Source organism: Ramlibacter sp. MMS24-I3-19 (assembly GCF_050320135.1).
GTDB lineage: Bacteria > Pseudomonadota > Gammaproteobacteria > Burkholderiales > Burkholderiaceae_C > Ramlibacter.
In genome coordinates, this window is the sequence record NZ_CP190017.1 from 1,374,496 (window position 1) to 1,393,542 (window position 19,047).

The 19,047-nt window shown below is 69.2% G+C and carries 12 protein-coding genes and 1 pseudogene; all 13 read left to right on the forward strand.

The features are described 5' to 3' along the window. The first annotated feature begins 19 nt into the window (after nt 1-19). The 13 genes and pseudogenes from ACPWT1_RS06820 (at nt 20) to uvrA (ending at nt 18,890) form a co-directional block, all read left to right on the forward strand. Nucleotides 20-1,648, forward strand: coding sequence for a carboxyl transferase domain-containing protein (locus ACPWT1_RS06820; RefSeq protein ID WP_427914621.1), 1,629 nt, complete (start codon nt 20-22; stop codon nt 1,646-1,648). A gap of 50 nt (nt 1,649-1,698) precedes the next feature. After that, complete coding sequence (locus ACPWT1_RS06825) at nt 1,699-2,838, forward strand: acyl-CoA dehydrogenase family protein (RefSeq protein ID WP_427914622.1); 1,140 nt, start codon at nt 1,699-1,701, stop codon at nt 2,836-2,838. Between the two features lie 29 nt (nt 2,839-2,867). Further along, complete coding sequence (locus ACPWT1_RS06830; protein ID WP_427914623.1) at nt 2,868-3,953, forward strand: DUF4410 domain-containing protein; 1,086 nt, start codon at nt 2,868-2,870, stop codon at nt 3,951-3,953. A 10-nt stretch (nt 3,954-3,963) separates the two neighbouring features. Further along, nucleotides 3,964-4,749, forward strand: coding sequence for an enoyl-CoA hydratase/isomerase family protein (locus tag ACPWT1_RS06835; RefSeq protein ID WP_427914624.1), 786 nt, complete (start codon nt 3,964-3,966; stop codon nt 4,747-4,749). Between the two features lie 10 nt (nt 4,750-4,759). Next, the gene (locus ACPWT1_RS06840; RefSeq protein ID WP_427914625.1) at nt 4,760-5,395 is read left to right on the forward strand and encodes a DUF4126 domain-containing protein; all 636 of its coding nucleotides are present in this window, start codon (nt 4,760-4,762) and stop codon (nt 5,393-5,395) included. A 4-nt stretch (nt 5,396-5,399) separates the two neighbouring features. Next, nucleotides 5,400-7,417: pseudogene (locus ACPWT1_RS06845) on the forward strand (acetyl/propionyl/methylcrotonyl-CoA carboxylase subunit alpha). A 156-nt stretch (nt 7,418-7,573) separates the two neighbouring features. Then, on the forward strand, nt 7,574-8,494 hold the full coding sequence (locus tag ACPWT1_RS06850; RefSeq protein ID WP_427914626.1) for a 2-hydroxyacid dehydrogenase: 921 nt from the start codon (nt 7,574-7,576) through the stop codon (nt 8,492-8,494). 22 nt (nt 8,495-8,516) lie between these two features. Next, complete coding sequence (locus ACPWT1_RS06855) at nt 8,517-9,425, forward strand: hydroxymethylglutaryl-CoA lyase (protein WP_427914627.1); 909 nt, start codon at nt 8,517-8,519, stop codon at nt 9,423-9,425. Nucleotides 9,426-9,548: 123 nt separating this feature from the next. Beyond that, a complete protein-coding gene (locus tag ACPWT1_RS06860; RefSeq protein ID WP_427914628.1) occupies nt 9,549-10,055 on the forward strand; it encodes a YbaK/EbsC family protein in 507 nt (168 codons plus the stop codon). Next, on the forward strand, nt 10,052-10,312 hold the full coding sequence (locus tag ACPWT1_RS06865; RefSeq protein WP_427914629.1) for a DUF1289 domain-containing protein: 261 nt from the start codon (nt 10,052-10,054) through the stop codon (nt 10,310-10,312). The genes ACPWT1_RS06860 and ACPWT1_RS06865 overlap by 4 nt, the downstream gene beginning before the upstream one ends. 27 nt (nt 10,313-10,339) lie before the next feature. After that, a complete protein-coding gene (locus tag ACPWT1_RS06870) occupies nt 10,340-10,972 on the forward strand; it encodes a 2-hydroxychromene-2-carboxylate isomerase (protein WP_427914630.1) in 633 nt (210 codons plus the stop codon). Between the two features lie 187 nt (nt 10,973-11,159). Beyond that, entirely contained in the window at nt 11,160-12,851 is a 1,692-nt protein-coding gene (locus ACPWT1_RS06875) for an MFS transporter (protein ID WP_427914631.1), read from the forward strand. A gap of 204 nt (nt 12,852-13,055) precedes the next feature. Further along, nucleotides 13,056-18,890: an excinuclease ABC subunit UvrA gene (gene uvrA, locus ACPWT1_RS06880; RefSeq protein ID WP_427914632.1), complete on the forward strand. Its 5,835-nt coding sequence runs from the start codon at nt 13,056-13,058 to the stop codon at nt 18,888-18,890. The last annotated feature ends 157 nt before the right edge of the window (nt 18,891-19,047 follow it).

Genomic DNA, 19,047 nt, shown 5'->3' on the forward strand with positions numbered 1-19,047 from the left:
GCTGCACCCGAGGAGACCCATGCCAGTTCTGGAGAGCCAGCTCAATCCCCGCTCGGCGGAGTTCCAGGCCAACGCCGACGTGATGCGCGGCCTGGTGGACGACCTGCGCGCGCAGCTCGCCAAGGCCGCGGCCGGCGGCGGCGAGGCGGCGCGCGCCAAGCACACCGCGCGCGGCAAGCTGCTGCCGCGCGACCGCGTGCAGATGCTGCTGGATCCGGGCACGCCGTTCCTGGAACTGGCGCCGCTGGCGGCGCACGGCATGTACCACGGCGATGCGCCGTGCGCCGGCGTGATCGCCGGCATCGGGCGCGTGAGCGGGCGGGACGTCATGGTGGTCTGCAACGACGCGACGGTGAAGGGCGGCACCTACTACCCGATGACGGTGAAGAAGCACCTGCGGGCGCAGGAGGTCGCGATGCAGAACCGCCTGCCGTGCATCTACCTCGTCGACAGCGGCGGCGCCAACCTGCCGAACCAGGACGACGTGTTTCCCGATCGCGACCACTTCGGCCGCATCTTCTTCAACCAGGCGAACATGTCCGCGCAGGGCATCGCGCAGATCGCGGTGGTGATGGGCTCGTGCACCGCCGGGGGCGCGTACGTGCCGGCGATGAGCGACGAGACCATCATCGTGAAGAACCAGGGGACGATCTTCCTGGGCGGCCCGCCGCTGGTGAAGGCCGCCACCGGCGAGGTGGTGAGCGCCGAGGACCTGGGCGGCGGCGACGTGCACACGCGCCTCTCGGGCGTGGCCGACCACCTCGCGCAGAACGACATGCATGCGCTCGCGCTCGCACGCCAGGCCATCGCCAGCCTCAATCGCGAGAAGGTGGCGCCGGTGGAACTGCGCGAGCCGCGGCCGCCGAAGTACGACCCGCAGGAGCTGTGGGGCGTGGTGCCCACCGAGGTGCGCAAGCCCTACGACGTGCGGGAGGTCATCGCGCGCATCGTCGACGGCAGCGAGTTCCACGAATTCAAGGCGCGCTGGGGCGGCACGCCGGGCGGCTCGACGACCACGCTGGTGTGCGGCTTCGCGCACATCGAGGGCATGCCGGTGGGCATCATCGGCAACAACGGCATCCTGTACAGCGAGTCGGCGCAGAAGGGCGCGCACTTTATCGAGCTGTGCTGCCAGCGCAAGGTGCCGCTGGTGTTCCTGCAGAACATCACCGGCTTCATGGTCGGCAAGAAATACGAGACCGAGGGCATCGCGCGCCACGGCGCCAAGATGGTGACGGCGGTCGCCACGGCCAGCGTCCCGAAGTTCACGGTGATCATCGGCGGCAGCTTCGGTGCCGGCAACTACGGCATGTGCGGCCGTGCGTACTCGCCGCGCTTCCTCTGGATGTGGCCCAACGCGCGCATCTCCGTGATGGGCGGCGAGCAGGCAGCCAGCGTGCTGGCGACGGTGAAGCGCGACGGCATCGAAGGCAAGGGCGGCAGCTGGAGCGCCGAAGAAGAGGCCAAGTTCAAGCAGCCGCTGCTGGACCAGTTCGCGCACCAGTCGCACCCGTACTACGCCAGCGCGCGACTGTGGGACGACGGCGTGATCGACCCGGCCGACACGCGCCGCGTCCTGGCACTCGGGCTGTCGGCGGCGATGAATGCGCCGATCGGGGAGCCGAAGTTCGGGGTGTTCCGGATGTAGAGAGCACCTGTCATCCCCGCCTCCGCGGGGACGACACAAAGGGAAACCGCATGACCACCACGACCATCTACGACGCCCCCGAGCACGAGACCCTGCGCGACCAGGTCGCGCGCTTCCTCGCCCGCGAGGTGGACGGCAAGGCCGACGCGTGGGAGGAGCAGGGCTTCGTGCCGCGCGACGTGCTGCGCCGCATGGGCCAGGCCGGCCTCTTCGGGCTGATGTACGAATCGCAGTACGGCGGCGCCGAGGCGGACGCGCTGACCAACCTGGTGTTCGCCGAGGCGCTGTCGCAGTCGACGTACGCGGGCTTCATCATCACGGTGCTGGTGCACACCGACATGGCCAGCCCGCACCTGCACCACGCGGGCTCGCCGTCGCAGAAGGACAAGTATCTGCGCAAGGTGGTCGCCGGCGAGCTGATCACGGCGGTGGGCATCACCGAGGCCGGCGCGGGCAGCGATGTGGCGGGCATTCGGACCACGGCGAAGCGGGATGGGGATGAGTGGGTGCTGAACGGCACCAAGATGTTCATCACCAACGGCGTCCATGCCGACCTGTACTTCATCGCGGCGAAGACGGGACCTGGCAAGCGCGAGGTCTCGATGTTCATCGTCGAGAAGGGCACGCCGGGGTTCTCCGTCGGACGCGCGCTGAAGAAGACCGGCTGGCTCTCCAGCGACACCGCGGAACTCGTGCTGGACAACGTGCGCGTCCCCGCCGCCAACCTGCTGGGCGAGGAGGGCAAGGGCTTCTATTCGGTGATGAAGAACTTCCAGACCGAGCGCATCGCGCTGGCCGCCATGGCTGTCGGCCACTGCCAGCAGGCGCTGCGCCTCACGCTGGACTACGTGCGGCAGCGGCAGGCGTTCGGCGGTCCGTTGTGGAACCAGCAGACGATCCGGCAGCGCCTGTCGATGATGGATGCGAAGACGCGCGCTGCGCGTGCGTTCCTCTACCAGTGCGCCTGGCGCGTCACCCAGGGCCACGACATCGTGCAGGACGTGTCCATGCTCAAGGCACTCACCGGCGAGCTGGTCAACGAGGTGGTGCAGACCTGCCAGCAGTTCCACGGCGGCATGGGCTACATGCGCGAGACCCCGATCGAGCGCCTCTGGCGCGACGCCCGCATCCTGGCCATTGGTGGGGGCGCCACGGAAGTGATGCTGGAGGAGGTCGCCAAGCGCTATTGAGCGTGCGCCGGCGCAACCCTCCCACTACCATGGATCGCACCAACGACGAGGAGGGACCGATGTTCACGCTCATGAAATGGATGGTGGTCGGCACGGCGGCCCTGCTGCTCGCGGCTTGCTCGGGGACCATCCAGCGCGACACCAACGGTGGATCGCGACGCATCGCCGGCAGCCGGTACACGGCGGTCGACGTCGTGCTGACGGATGCCGCGCGCCAGCTGCAGGCCGACAACCCGCAGTTCAACGCCCGCGAGTTGGGTGAGTTCGTGCGGCGGCGGCTCGAGGCCAACAACCTGCTCGATGCGCAGGGCACGCACCGGGTGGAGATCACGATCGACAGCTTCCGCGTGCGGTCGGCGGCGGCGGCGGTCCTCCTGGGCATCATGGCCGGCACCGACCAGATCGATGGCTACGTGCGCGTGTTCGACGCGCGGGGCCGCCAGGTGCATGGCTACAAGGTTGCGGCCTCGTACGGCCTGGGCGGCTGGGGCGGCGGGCAGGACGGCATGCGCATGAACTGGCTCTACGACCGCTTCTCCGAGCTCACCGTGGCCGAGCTTGCCGGCACCACGGATCCGACCATGCTGGCCAAGCGCGCACCGGGTACCGGCGGCAACACGGTCGCTACTTCGCTGCGGCCGGCCTCGCCGCCGCCAGTCCAGCCGGCCACCCAGGTGGCGGCCTCCTTGCGGCCTCCAGTGCCGGTGGCACCTACGCAGCCGGCCCAGCCTGGAGCGCCGACCTCCACAGTTCCTGCAGCGGGCGTGCACGCGATCGCGAGTGGCTTCGCCGCCATCGACGACGTGGACGCCGTTCCCTACCTGAGCGAGCGCGGGCGCAAGGTTTACCAGGAGTGGCTGAAGTACCCGCTGCCGCGCGCCTTTGCCATCGCCCCGAACGGCTATTTCTGGCAGACGGCCACGACGCGCCCGAAGGATCCCGACATGCCGGTCGATCCGGGCGAGCGCGCGCTGTTGGGATGTGAGCGCGCGGCCAAGCGACCCTGCAAGCTGTACGCCGTGAACAACTCGGTCGTCTGGGTGAAGGAACCCAGCCCGCTGGCCCGTGATCTCGACCCGGGCATGTCGCCTGCCAGCGCCGTCACGCAACCCTGAGGCTCGTCCCATGAAGCACCTCCTCCTCGACACCCATGCCGGCGTGACCACCGTCACGTTGAATCGTCCCGACGTGCGCAACGCGTTCAACGACGAGGTCATCGCCGAATTGACGGCGGTGTTCCTGGAGCTCGGCAAGCGGCCGGAGGTGCGCTGTGTCGTGCTGGCCGCCAATGGTCCGGCGTTCTGCGCCGGCGCCGACCTGAACTGGATGAAGCGCATGGCCGGCTACACGCGCGAGGAGAACCTCGCCGATGCCGCGGGGCTCGCGCGCATGCTGGAGGTGATCGACACCTGCCCGCAGCCCACCATCGCGCGCGTGCAGGGCGACGTCTATGCCGGCGGCACGGGGCTGGTCGCCGCCTGCGACATCGCCGTCGCGGTGGACAGCGCGCAGTTCTGCCTCAGCGAGACGCGGCTGGGCCTGATCCCGGCGACCATCAGCCCCTACGTGGTCCGCGCGATGGGCACGCGCGCGGCGCACCGCTGGTTCCTCACCGCCGAGCGCTTCCCCGCCTCGGAGGCGCACCGCATCGGCTTCGTCCACGAGGTCGTGCCGCAGGCCGAGCTCGACGCGAAGGTGCACGAGATCGCCACCGCGCTGGTCAACGCCGGCCCGAACGCCGTGAAGGCCTGCAAGCAGCTGGTGCACGACGTGGCCGGCCATGAGATCACCCCGGGCCTCATCCGCCGCACCGTGGAAGGCATCGCCGACATCCGCGCCAGCGACGAGGGGCGCGAGGGCGTCCGCTCGTTCCTGGAGAAGCGCAAGCCGAACTGGCTGCTGCCCGGCTGATCCAAGCGCCATGGACAACATCCCCACCCTCATGCAACCGCCGCAGCTGCTGGCGCTGGCCGCCGCGCTCGGCTGGGCGAGCGGCTTCCGGCTGTACGCGGCCGTGTTCCTCACCGACCTGGCGGGCTACCTCGGCTGGATCGACCTGCCTTCGGGCCTGCAGATCCTGCAGCACCCGGGCGTGCTGGCCGCCAGCGGCTTCATGGTGTTCGTCGAGTTCTTCGCCGACAAGATCCCGCTGGTGGATTCGGTGTGGGATGCGGTGCACACCTTCATCCGCATCCCGGCCGGCGCGGCGCTCGCCGCCGGCGCGCTGGGCGCCAACGATGCGGCCATGGGCTGGATCGCGGCGCTGGTGGGCGGCAGCCTTGCCGCCACCAGCCATGCCACCAAGATGACGGCGCGCGCCGCGGCCAACACATCGCCCGAGCCGTTCTCCAACTGGTCGATGTCGCTGTTCGAGGACGGCTTCGTCGTCTTCCTGCTGTGGCTGTCGGCCACGCATCCGGCCATCTTCACCATCGTGCTCGTCGTGAGCGTGGTGCTCGCGATCGTGCTGCTGGTGGTGCTGGTCAAGTTCCTCAAGACCGTGGTGCGCGGCGTGCGCGAATTGATGGCGGGGCGCCGGCTGCCGCGGGAGATCTAGAAGCATGTTCAAGAAGATCCTGATTGCGAATCGCGGGGAGATCGCCTGCAGAGTGGCGGCCACGGCGAAACGGCTTGCCATCCGAACGGTCGCCGTCTACTCCGATGCGGATGCGAACGCCAAGCACGTCGCCGCCTGCGACGAAGCCGTGCACATCGGCGGCAGCGCCCCCAAGGACAGCTACCTGCGCTGGGACCGCATCATCGCGGCCGCCAAGGCGACGGGCGCGCAGGCCATCCATCCTGGCTACGGCTTCCTGAGCGAGAACGAGGAGTTCGCGCAGGCCTGCGCCGATGCGGGCCTGGTGTTCATCGGGCCGCCCGCCTCGGCGATCCAGGCGATGGGTCTGAAGGCCGAGTCCAAGCGGCTGATGGAGCAGGCCGCGTGCCGCTGGTGCCGGGCTACCACGGCGCCCAGCAGGAACCCGCGCTGCTGCGCAAGGAGGCCGACCGCATCGGCTACCCGGTGCTGATCAAGGCCAGTGCCGGCGGCGGCGGCAAGGGCATGCGCGCGGTGGAGAAGTCCGAGGACTTCGATGCCGCGCTGGCCTCGTGCAAGCGCGAGGCGAAGAACAGCTTCGGCGACGACGCGGTGCTGGTCGAGAAGTACGTGCAGCGGCCGCGGCACATCGAGATCCAGGTGTTCGGCGACACGCACGGCAACTACGTCTGGCTGTTCGAGCGCGATTGCTCCGTGCAGCGGCGGCACCAGAAGGTGCTGGAAGAAGCGCCGGCGCCGGGACTGTCGCAGGCCATGCGCCAGCGCATGGGCGAAGCGGCCGTGGCCGCGGCGCGTGCGGTGAACTACGTCGGCGCGGGCACGGTGGAATTCATCGTGGAGCAGCGCGGCAGGGGCGAGATGGACTTCTTCTTCATGGAGATGAACACGCGCCTGCAGGTCGAGCATCCGGTGACCGAAGCCATCACCGGCCTCGATCTCGTCGAGTGGCAACTGCGTGTCGCGTCCGGCGAACCGCTGCCGCTGAAGCAGGACCAGCTGCGCATCCACGGCCATGCGATCGAGGCGCGCATCTGCGCCGAGACGCCCGACAACAACTTCCTGCCGGCTACCGGCCGCATGGACGTCGCGCGCTGGCCTGCGCACGTCGCCTTCCGTCGCAGCGAGGAGGGCGCAGCGGACGCCGCGCCGGTGCGCATCGACGCCGGCGTGCGCCAGGGCGATGCGATCTCGCCGTTCTACGACTCCATGATCGCCAAGCTGATCGTGCATGGCGCCACCCGCGAGCAGGCGCTGGCGCGGCTCGACGAGGCGCTGGCGCAGACCCACATCGTGGGTGTCGCCACCAACGTGCAGTTCCTGCGCCACGTGGTGCAGAGCCGCTCGTTCGCGCAGGCCGATCTCGACACCGCGCTGATCCCGCGCGAGCAGGCGGCGTTGTTCCACCAGGAGAAGGTGGGACTCCCGCTGGCCGCTGCCGCCGCAGTCGTGCGCATGCTGCTGGAAGAACGCCGCGAGGAGCGTGCAGATCCGTTCAGCCGCAGCGATGGCTGGCGCGCCTATGGCGTGGCCACGCGCCGCTTCGCGTTCGAGTTCGGCGGCGCCACCGAGCAGGCCGAGCTGCGCTACCTGCACGACGGCTCGCTGCAGATGTCGGTCGGCGAGACGTCCGGTCCGCTGGTGTTCGCGCCGCGCGGCGATGCCATCGACCTGCAGTTCGCCGGGCAACGCACGCTCGCTCGCGTCGATGCCACCGGCGAGACCGACCACGTGTTCACGCCGCAGGGCGCCACTCGCATCGTCGCGATCGACCTGCTGGCGCACGCCGGCGAGGGCGACAGCCAAGGTGGCCGCCTCACCGCGCCCATGCCGGGCAAGGTGGTGTCGTTCGCGGTGAAGGCGGGCGACGCGGTGAAGAAGGGCCAGGCCCTGGCCGTGATGGAGGCGATGAAGATGGAACACACCATCGCCGCGCCGGCCGACGGCACCATCGCCGAGCTGCTGTACGCGCCCGGGGACCAGGTGGCCGAGGGGGCGGAGCTGCTGAAACTGGCGGCTGGATAGAAGGCGGACAGCCGAACGCAAAAGACTCAAAAGACGCAAAAGGCGCAAAAGGCGCAAAAGACGCGAAAGATATTCAAGGTTTTCTTTTGCGTTTTTCGCGTTCCTTTCGCGTCTTTTGCGTTCGGCTGTTCCTGGGGCCTCCGCCACAATCCCGCCATGCGCATCTACTACTACGCCCAAGGCACCAAGGCCGCTCCCTGGATCGAGCTCCTGCGTGCGGCCTTGCCCGGCGCGGAGGTCGCCGAGTGGGCGCCCGGCGCGCCGCCGGCCGACTACGTCGTCGTCTGGGCGCCGCCGCAGCAGCTGTTCGACGAGCAGCCGCGGCTCAAGGCGATCTTCAACACCGGCGCCGGCGTGGATGCGCTGCTGAAGTTGCGGTTGCCGCCGCAGGCGAAGCTGGTGCGCCTCGACGATGCCGGCATGTCGGTGCAGATGGCCGAGTACGTCTGCCAGGCCGCGATCCGCCACCTGCGCGAGTTCGACGCCTACGAGCAGGCGACGCGCCAGGGCCAGTGGACCTTCCGCAAGCCGCGCAGCCGCGAGGACTACCCGGTCGGCGTGATGGGCCTGGGCGTGCTGGGCACGCGCGTGGCGCAGGCGCTGCGGCAGTTCGAGTTCCCGGTGCGCGGCTGGAGCCGCTCGCCGAGGCAGGTCGATGGCGTGCAGTGCCATGCGGGCGAGGACCAGTTCGATGCGTTCCTCGCCGCCAGCCGCATCCTGGTGTGCCTGCTGCCGCTGACGCCGCAGACCGAAGGCATCCTCAACCGGCGCACGCTGGGACGGCTGCAGCCCGGCGGCTATCTCATCAACGTCGCGCGCGGCGGCCATCTCGTCGAGGACGACCTGCTGCCGCTGCTGGAAAGCGGCCAGCTCGCGGGCGCCATGCTCGATGTCCTGCGGCAGGAGCCGCCGCCGGCCGAGCACCCGTACTGGGGCCACCCGAAGATCGTCCTCACGCCGCACACCTCGGCCCGTACCGACCGCGAGGCCAGCGTGGCCCAGATCGCCGGCAAGATCCGCGCGCTCGAACGCGGAGAGCCGGTGCCCGGCGTGGTCGACCTGAAGCGCGGATACTGAACACACGCAAGCGGAGAACCACATGCAACTGCCATCCAGGGTCAAGCTCGTCGACGTCGGTCCGCGCGACGGCCTGCAGAACGAGAAGGGCCACGTGCCCGCCGAGATCAAGATCGGCCTCGTGCATCGCCTGCAGGACGCGGGCCTCACCGAGATCGAGGTCACCAGCTTCGTGTCGCCCAAGTGGGTGCCGCAGATGGCCGACGCCGCGGAGGTGATGGCGGGCATCCACCGCAAGCCGGGCGTGCGCTATTCGGTGCTGACGCCGAACATGAAGGGCTTCGAGGCCGCGGTCGCCAGCAGGCCCGACGAGATCGTGGTGTTCGGCGCCGCCAGCGAGGCCTTCAGCCAGAAGAACATCAACTGCTCGATCGCCGAGAGCATCGAGCGCTTCGCGCCCGTGGTGGAAGCGGCCAAGGCCAAGGGCATCGCCACGCGCGGCGCGATCTCGTGCGCCGTGGGCTGCCCGTACGAAGGCGAGGTCGCGCCCGAGCGGGTCGAGATGGTGGCGCGGCTGATGAAGCAGATCGGCGTGCAGCACATCGGCGTGGCCGACACCATCGGCGTCGGCACGCCGCGCAAGGTGCAGGCCGCGATGGAGGCGGCGCTGAAGCACTACGACATCGACTGCGTCTCGGGCCACTTCCACGACACCTACGGCCAGGCGCTGGGCAACACGCTCGCCAGCCTGGAGATGGGCATCTGGCAATACGACACCTCGTCGGCCGGACTGGGCGGCTGCCCGTATGCCAAGGGCGCGACCGGCAACGTGGCGACGGAAGACGTTGTCTACATGCTGCACGGCATGGGCATCGCCACCGGCATCGACCTGGACAAGCTGATCGACGCCGGCAAGTACATCAGCGACTTCCTGCAGCGCAAGCCGAACTCGCGCGCGAGCACGGCGATCCTGAACAAGAGGGCAGGGTGAGCCGGGAAGGTGTCATTGCGGGCTTGACCCGCAATCCAGCGGCGGGGCTGGTTCGAGCGCCGCACTGGATCCCGGCCTTCGCCGGGATGACAGGACTGGTGCGGCCGTCCGGGGAAGCTGGCCATGTGCGGCGCTGAACTCACCTCGCTGCCCGAAGGCGTGCAGCGCGTCGCGCGCGTGCTGCAGGACCTCGGCCATCCGCATGCGCCGGTGATGCTCGACGACGCCGCGCGCACCGCGCAGCAGGCGGCAGATGCGCTCGGCATCGCGGTCGGGCAGATCGCCAAGAGCATCATCTTCCGTCGCAAGGCCGACGATGCCGCGGTACTGGTGATCACCTCGGGCGATCGGCGCGTCGACGAGAAGAAGGTCAATGCCATCGTGGGCAGGACCGGCCGCGCCGATGCCGATTTCGTGAAGGCGCGCACCGGCTACACGATCGGTGGCGTCGCGCCTGTGGGGCACCTGCAGCCGCCGGTGACACTGATCGACCGCGAGCTGTTCCGCTTCGAGGAGATCTGGGCGGCGGCGGGACATCCGCATGGCGTGTTCAGGCTGCGGCCGCACGACCTGGAGCGGCTCACGGGCGGCGCCCCGGTCGCCGACGTCGCGCAGGAGCCCGCTGCATGATCGCGGCCGCCTGGCACGTGCAAGCGATGGTGCCCGAGGTGGCTGCGCTCGGACCGGGCGAGCCGGTGCCATCCCCGTGCAACAACGTCTGCCGGATGGATCCGTGCAGCGGGTTCTGCGAAGGGTGCCTGCGCACGATCGAGGAAGTGACCGCGTGGGGCTCGCTGGATGATGCGCGGCGGCGCGAGGTCTGGCAGCGGTTGGAAGAACGGGCCGCTGCCCTCACCCCGACCCTCTCCCGCGGGGAGAGGGAGTAAGACCGAGCCCGGCCTGGAGCGTCACCCATGAAGCCCATCACCTTCTACCTCGACTTCGTGTCGCCTTACGCGTACCTCGCGTTCGAGCAGCTGCCGCAGGCGCTGCAGGGCCTGAGCTATGCGGTGGACTACCGGCCCATCCTGTTCGCCGGATTGCTGAAGCACCATGGACAGCTCGGGCCGGCCGAGATTCCCGGCAAGCGCGAGTGGACCTACCGCCAGGTGCTGTGGCAGGCGCACGTGCACGGCATCCCGATGCAGATGCCGGCGGCGCATCCCTTCAATCCGCTCGGCCTGCTGCGGCTGGCGCTGGCCTGCGGCCCGAACCGCCACGTGTGCGAGGTCCTGTTCCGGCACGTGTGGCGCGGAGGCGCCGACGCGGCCGATGCCACGCGCCTGCAAGCCCTGCAGCAGCAGCTGGCGCCAGCGCGCGATCCCGCATCGGACGACGTGAAGGACGCCTTGAAGGCCGCAACGGCGGACGCGATCGCGAGGGGCCTGTTCGGCGTGCCCACCTTCGCGGTCGACGACAAGCTGTTCTGGGGCTTCGATGCCCTGCCCATGCTGCGCGCCTACCTGCAGGGCGACGCCTGGTTCGACACGCACTGGGACGCGGCCGCGCAGGCTGCGGCCGGCGCCGTGCGGCCTGCACGCGGCTGAGCTGGCGGCACTGCCGCCGAGCCGGCGCCCTCGTTCGCGACCCACTTCTCCTCGCATCGTGAAATGACGAATTCGGGTTTGCCCTGAATTCGTCAGTCTGCGTTGGATTCGCGCAAGCGCGCGGTCAGAGGCGGCTCGAACAATGGCCGGAGGTGCCCATGTCGGGCCACCGCAAGGAGACACGCGCATGGCAACAGCAACTGCTGCAGCAGGGGCCGTCAACCGGCCGATGACTGGCGAAGAGAAGAAGGTGATCTTCGCGTCCTCGCTCGGGACGGTGTTCGAGTGGTACGACTTCTACCTGTACGGGTCGCTCGCGCCGATCATCGCGACGCAGTTCTTCGCCGGGCTGGACCCGACCTCGGCGTACATCTTTGCGCTGCTGGCGTTCGCCGCCGGCTTCCTGGTGCGCCCGTTCGGCGCCATCGTGTTCGGCCGCCTCGGCGACATGATCGGCCGCAAGTACACCTTCCTGGTCACCATCCTGATCATGGGCGCGTCGACCTTCATCGTCGGCCTGTTGCCCGGCTATGCCTCGATCGGCGTCGCCGCACCGGTCATCCTGATCGGCCTGCGGCTGCTGCAGGGCCTGGCCCTCGGCGGCGAGTACGGCGGGGCCGCGACCTACGTCGCCGAGCACGCGCCGCACGACAAGCGGGGTGCGTACACCTCCTGGATCCAGACCACCGCGACGCTGGGCCTGTTCCTGTCGCTGCTGGTGATCCTGGGCGTGCGCGAGTGGATGGCGCCCAAGGACTTCGCCGACTGGGGCTGGCGCATCCCGTTCCTGGTCTCGCTGCTGCTGCTGGCCATCTCGGTGTGGATCCGGCTGTCGCTCAACGAGTCGCCCGCGTTCAGGCGGATGAAGGCCGAAGGCAAGACCTCCAAGGCGCCGCTGAAGGAATCGTTCGGCGAGTGGAAGAACCTGAAGATCGTCATCCTGGCGCTGCTGGGCCTGACTGCCGGCCAGGCCGTGGTCTGGTACACGGGGCAGTTCCAGGCCCTGTTCTTCATGACCACCGTGGCCAAGGTCGACGCGACCACCGCCAACCTGCTGATCGCCGGCTCGCTGGCCATCGGCACGCCGTTCTTCATCGTGTTCGGCGCGCTCTCGGACAAGATCGGCCGCAAGCCGATCATCATGGCGGGGTGCCTGCTCGCGGCGCTGACCTACTTCTTCGTCTTCCCCAAGCTGCTGCAGGCCGCCAACCCGGGGCTCTATGAAGCGCAGCAGAAGGCGCACGTGTCGGTCACGGCCGACCCGGCCCAGTGCTCGTTCCAGGGCAGCCCGATCGCGCGCGAGATCGACTTCCTGAGCTCGTGCGACATCGCCAAGCGTGCCCTCGCGCAGTCGTACATCCCGTACGAGAACGTCAAGGGCGCCGCCGGCGCCCCGGCGACGATCACCATCGCCGACAAGACCTTCACCGCGCCCACCGGCTCGCTGAACGCGGCGAAGAACGGCTTCGCACCCGACGCCAAGAAGGCCATCGACGACTTCCGCAAGCAGGTCGCCGACAGTGCCAAGGCCAACGGCCTGACGCAGCCGGCCGACAAGGCCAAGATGCAGACCGGCACGGTGCTGGCCATCCTGGTGTACCTGGTGATCCTGGTGACCATGGTGTACGGCCCGATCGCGGCGATGCTGGTGGAACTGTTCCCGACCCGCATCCGCTACACCTCGATGAGCCTGCCGTACCACATCGGCAACGGCTGGTTCGGCGGCCTGCTGCCCACCACCTGGTTCGCGATGGTGGCGGCCACGGGCGACATCTACTACGGCCTCTGGTACCCGGTCATCGTGGCGGCGGCGACGTTCGTCATCGGCATGCTGTTCGTGCGCGAGACCAAGGACGTGGACATCTACGCCCACGACTGACGCCGGCGACGGCTCGTTCGGGCAAAGCCCGCGGCCCGTGCCGCGGGCTTTTTCGTTTCCACACCCCATCCGGCCTGCGAAGGAAGTCGCACTTCGTCCGCCCGCGCACCGCCGAAACCGGAAGGAATGCCGCAAGACCTTGCGCGCTCCTGCCGCGCTGCACCTCCCTAGAATCTTCGGCCTCCTCCAGAAAGAACCAGCCGAATGACCCAGGGACTGATCCGCATCCGCGGCGCCAGGCAGCACAACCTCAAGAACCTCGACCTCGACCTGCGCACCGGCGAGCTGACGGTGGTGACCGGCCCCAGCGGCTCGGGCAAGTCCAGCTTGGTGTTCGACACGCTGTACGCCGAGGGGCAGCGGCGCTACGTCGAGACCTTCTCCGCCTATGCGCGGCAGTTCCTCGACCGCATGGACAAGCCGGCGGTGGACCGCGTCGATGGCGTGCCGCCCGCGATCGCGATCGACCAGACCAACCCGGTGCGGTCGTCGCGCTCCACGGTCGGGACGATGACCGAGCTGAACGACCACCTGAAGCTGCTGTTCGCCCGCGCCACCGAACTGTTCGACCGCAAGACCGGGCACCGCGTGCGCCACGACACGCCGGAGACGGTGTATGCGGAACTGATGGCGCGGACGAAGGAGAGCGATCCGCGCCTCGTCGTGACCTTTCCGGTCGAACTGCCCGCAAGCACCACGCCCGAGGAAGTGGAGCAGTGGCTCGCGGCCAGCGGCTTCACGCGCGTGCAGGCCGAACGCGAAGTGGCCACGCCCACCGGTCCGCGCAAGGTGCTCGACGTGGTGGCCGATCGCTTCCGCATCCAGGGCGTGGAGAAGGTGCGTGCGATCGAGGCGATCGAGACCGCGCTGAAGCGCGGGGCGGGACGCATGGCGGTGTATGCCGCGACGAGCGAGACCGACAGCGAGGTCTGGAAGTTCTCCACCGGCCTGCACTGCCCCGACAGCGACATCCGCTACGCCGACCCGATCCCGTCGGCGTTCTCGTTCAACTCCGCGGTCGGCGCTTGCGAGGTGTGCCGCGGCTTCGGGCGCGTGATCGGCGTCGACTACGGGCTGGTGATCCCGAACGACAAGCTCACGCTGCGCGCTGGCGCCATCAAGACCATCCAGACGCCCGCGTGGTCCGAAGCGCAGGACGACCTGATGCGGCATGCGGAAGCCGCGGGCATCCCGCGCGACACGGCCTGGTCCAAGCTCACGAAGGAGCAGAAGGACTGGGTGATCCATGGCACGCCCAACTACAAGGAGGGCAACTGGAACAAGCAGTGGTACGGCATCAAGCGCTTCTTCGAGTACCTCGAGAGCAAGGCCTACAAGATGCATATCCGCGTGCTGCTGTCCAAGTACCGCAGCTACACGCCGTGCGAGGCGTGCGGCGGCGCGCGGCTGAAGCTGGAGAGCCTGCTGTGGCGCCTGGGCAGCAAGGAGGACGCGGACGCGGTGCTGGCGCCGGGCAAGCGCTTCATGCCGGTGGGCGTGGCGTGGTCGCGGGAGCAGCTGGAAGCGCTGCCCGGGTTGTGTTTGCACGACCTCATGCTTCTTCCGATCGACAAGCTCCGGACGTTCTTCGCGCGGCTGGAGCCGCGCGCCGGCGATCAGGCGGGTGAAGGCGAGCATGCGGCGCTGAAACTCCTGTTCGAGGAGATCACCACCCGCCTCCGGTACCTCGTCGACGTCGGCATCGGCTACCTCACGCTCGATCGCCAGAGCCGCACCCTGTCTGGCGGCGAGGTGCAGCGCATCAACCTCACGACCGCGCTCGGCACCTCGCTGGTCAACACGCTGTTCGTGCTCGACGAGCCCAGCATCGGCCTGCACCCGCGTGACATCCACCGCATCACCGAGGCGATGAAGCGCCTGCGCGATGCGGGCAACACGCTCGTCGTCGTGGAGCACGACCCGGCCGTGATGCTCGCCGCCGACCGCATGATCGACATGGGTCCGGGCCCGGGCGAGAAGGGCGGCAGCATCGTGTTCGACGGCACCACGCGCGACCTGCGCAGTGCCGACACGTTGACCGGCGCCTACCTGGGCGGCCGCAAGCACGTGGGCATGGGGTTCAGGCGCCCGGTCACCGACGCCACGCCGCGCCTGATCCTCGAAGGCGCCTGCGAGCACAACCTGAAGAACCTGTCGGTGGAATTCCCGCTGCAGCGGTTGGTGGTCGTGACGGGCGTGTCCGGCTCGGGCAAGTCCAGCCTGGTGCAGGACATCCTGGCGCCCGCGCTGCTGCGGCATTTCGGCCGCGCCACCGAAACGCCCGGCCACCACGAGCGGCTGCTTGGCGCCGACCACCTCGGCGACGTCGTGTTCGTCGACCAGTCGCCGATCGGCAAGACCGCGCGCTCCAACCCGGTGAGCTACGTCGGCGCGTGGGACGCGATCCGCGAGATCTTCGCCACCAGCGCGCTCTCGCGGCAGCGCGGGTACACCGGCGCGAAGTTCAGCTTCAACAGCGGCGATGGCCGCTGCCCCACCTGCGGCGGCTCGGGCTTCGAGCACGTGGAGATGCAGTTCCTCTCCGACGTCTACCTGCGCTGCCCGGATTGCGACGGCAAGCGCTACCGGCCCGAGATCCTGGAGGTCACGATCGAGCGGCAGCCGATCGGCGCCGTGCAGCCGCGCGTGCTGAACGTGGCCGACGTGCTGGAGCTCACGGTGAGCGAAGCCGCGCAGCTGTTCGCGAACGACCGCGAGGTGATCCGCGCGCTGCAGCCGATCGTGGACGTCGGCCTCGAGTACGTGAAGCTGGGCCAGCCCGTGCCCACGCTGTCGGGCGGCGAGTCGCAGCGGCTGAAGCTCGCCGGCTTCCTGGCCGACGCGGCGAAGTCGTCGTCGAACTCGCGCCAGGGCCTGGCCACCAAGGGCACGCTGTTCCTGTTCGACGAGCCGACGACCGGCCTGCACTTCGACGACATCGCCAAGCTGATGCGCGCGCTGCGCAAGCTGCTGGAGGCGGGGCATTCGCTGGTGGTGATCGAGCACAACCTCGACGTGATCCGCGCCGCCGACTGGCTGATCGATCTTGGTCCCGAAGGCGGCGATGCAGGTGGCCTGCTGATCGCCGAAGGGCCGCCGGACGTGGTGAAGGAGCATCCGAGTTCGCACACCGCCAAGGCGCTGCGCGACTACGACGGCACGCTGGGCGTCGGCGAGCCCATGCCCACCGGGTTCGAGGAGGGCGGCGAGGGGCCGCGCGCGCGGCGCCAGTCGGGCCCGCCCGCGATCCAGATCGTCAACGCGCACGAGCACAACCTGAAGAACCTGTCGGTCGACATCCCGCACAACAAGTTCAGCGTGATCACCGGCGTGTCGGGCTCGGGCAAATCGACGTTGGCGTTCGACATCCTGTTCAACGAAGGGCAGCGGCGCTACCTGGAATCGCTCAACGCGTATGCGCGCAGCATCGTGCAGCCGGCGGGCCGGCCCGAGGTCGATGCCGTGTATGGCATCCCGCCGACGGTGGCCATCGAGCAGCGCCTGTCGCGCGGTGGCCGCAAGTCCACGGTGGGCACCACCACCGAGGTGTGGCACTTCCTGCGCCTGCTGTACGTCAAGCTGGGCGTGCAGCACTGCGTGAAGGACGGCGCCGAGGTCAAGCCGCAGACGCCCGACAGCATCGCGGCACAGATCCTGAAGCGCTACCGCGGCCAGCACGTGGGCCTGCTCGCGCCGCTGGTGGTGAATCGCAAGGGCGTCTACACCGAGCTGGCCGACTGGGCGCGGCCGCGCGGCTACACGCACCTGCGCGTGGACGGCAACTTCCTGCCGACGCAGGGCTTCCCGCGCATCGACCGCTTCAAGGAACACACGATCGAGCTGCCGGTGTGCGACCTCGACGTCACGCCGGCCAATGAAGACCTGCTGCGCCGCAAGCTGGCCGAGGCACTGGAGCACGGCAAGGGCGTGCTGCACGTGCTGGCGCCGCTGGACGAACTGCGCCGCGCGTTCGCCGACGGCCACGACAAGCACCACCACATCGGCGAGCTCGAGGTGTTCTCCACGCGGCGCGCCTGTCCGGTGTGCAGCACCAGCTATGCCGAACTCGATCCGCGCCTGTTCTCCTACAACAGCAAGCACGGCTGGTGCCCCGATTGCGTGGGCACCGGCGTCAAGCTCACGCGTGAGCAGCGCAAGGCGTTCGACGACACCGTGCAGGCCGACGACGCCAAGGGCCGCGAGCAGACCTTCGGCGAGCCGGAGGTCGAGGACGTCGCCGACGAGGTGTGTCCGCGCTGCGAGGGCACGCGCCTGAACGAACAGGCGCGCGCGGTGAAGTTCGCCAACCTCGGCATCGACGAGATCGCCTCGCTGTCGGTGAGCGACGTGCGGCGCTGGATCGAACGGCTGCAGGCGCAGGGCGGCCTCAGCCAGCGCGAGCAGGGCATCGCGCGCGACCTGATCCCGGAGATCCGCAGCCGGCTCGAGTTCCTGGAGGAAGTGGGGCTGGGCTACCTGACGCTCGATCGCGGCGCACCGACGCTGTCGGGCGGCGAGGCGCAGCGCATCCGCCTGGCCGCACAGCTGGGATCCAACCTGCAGGGCGTGTGCTACGTGCTGGACGAGCCCACCATCGGCCTGCATGCGCGCGACAACCAGATCCTGCTGGATGCCCTTCACAAGCTGGGCGACAAGGGCAACACGCTGGTGGTCGTGGAGCACGACGAGGACACCATCCGCCGCGCCGACCACATCATCGACATCGGCCCGAGCGCGGGCAAGCGCGGGGGGCGCGTCATCGCGCAGGGCAGCGCGCAGGACCTGACTGCGAGCGAGGAGTCGCTGACGGGGCGGTACCTGCTGCATGCGATGCGGCATCCGCTGAAGCCGCGGAGGGTGGTGAACGGGTTCGGCGCCCCAGCCCTTTCGCCGGAGGGAAGAGGGGGCAAGGGCAAGGGCGCCAAGAGCACCAAGGAGCTTCCTGTCCCGCCGGCGGGAGAGGCCGGGGGTGGGGATGGCTTCCTCCACCTCCGCGGCGCCGACCTGCACAACCTGCGCCAGGTCGACGTCGACGTGCCCTTGAAGCGGCTCGTCGTCGTCACCGGCGTCTCCGGCTCCGGCAAGTCGACGCTCGCGCGCGACGTGCTGCTGCACAACGTGCAGGCGGCGGTGCAGCAGCGCAGCACCAAGGCGGGACGCGACGCGGACGACCGCGGCAAGCATCCCGCCTGGACCGGCTGCACGTCGCTCGACGGCTACCAGTCCGTCGACCGCGTGCTCGAGGTCGACCAGACGCCGATCGGCAAGACGCCGCGTTCCTGTCCCGCCACCTACATCGGCTTCTGGGACACCATCCGCCGCCTGTTCGCCGACACGCTGGAAGCGAAGGCGCGCGGCTACGGCCCGGCGCGCTTCTCGTTCAACACGGGCGAGGGCCGCTGCCCGACCTGCGAAGGCCAGGGCATGCGCACGATCGGCATGAGCTTCCTGCCCGACGTGAAGGTGCCTTGCGAGTCGTGCCACGGCGCGCGCTTCAACCCGGAGACGCTGGCCGTCACCTGGCGCGGCAAGAGCATCGGCGACGTGCTGCAGATGGAAGTCGACGAGGCGGTGGAGTTCTTCGCCTCGATGCCGAACATCAGCCATCCGCTGCAGCTGCTGAAGGACGTGGGGCTGGGCTACCTCACGCTGGACCAGCCGTCGCCGACGCTCTCGGGCGGCGAGGCGCAGCGGATCAAGCTGGTCACCGAACTGTCGAAGGTGCGCGACGACGTCACGCGCCGCGGGCAGAAGGCGCCGCACACGCTGTACGTGCTGGACGAGCCGACGGTGGGCCTGCACATGGCCGACGTCGAGAAGCTGATTCGCGTGCTGCACCGGCTGGTCGACGGCGGCCACAGCGTGGTGGTGATCGAGCACGACCTCGACGTGATCGCCGAAGCCGACTGGATCGTCGACCTCGGTCCCGATGGCGGCAGCGCCGGCGGGCAGGTGGTGGCGAGCGCGTCGCCCGAGGACGTCGTGCGCCTGCGCACGCACACGGGTCTCGCATTGCAGCCGGTGCTCGAGCGCGCGTGACACGCGCATCGCAAGCGCCCGAACGGGCCATGTTGCAAACGGCGGACCGTTACTGCTGAAGGGCTCGCCTTACAGGCGGGCCCTCCAGCGGTGCCGACACTGGTCCCTCATCGCCCGGCATGGGCCGGGCTCGGGCGGGGCCGATGCGAAGACGCGA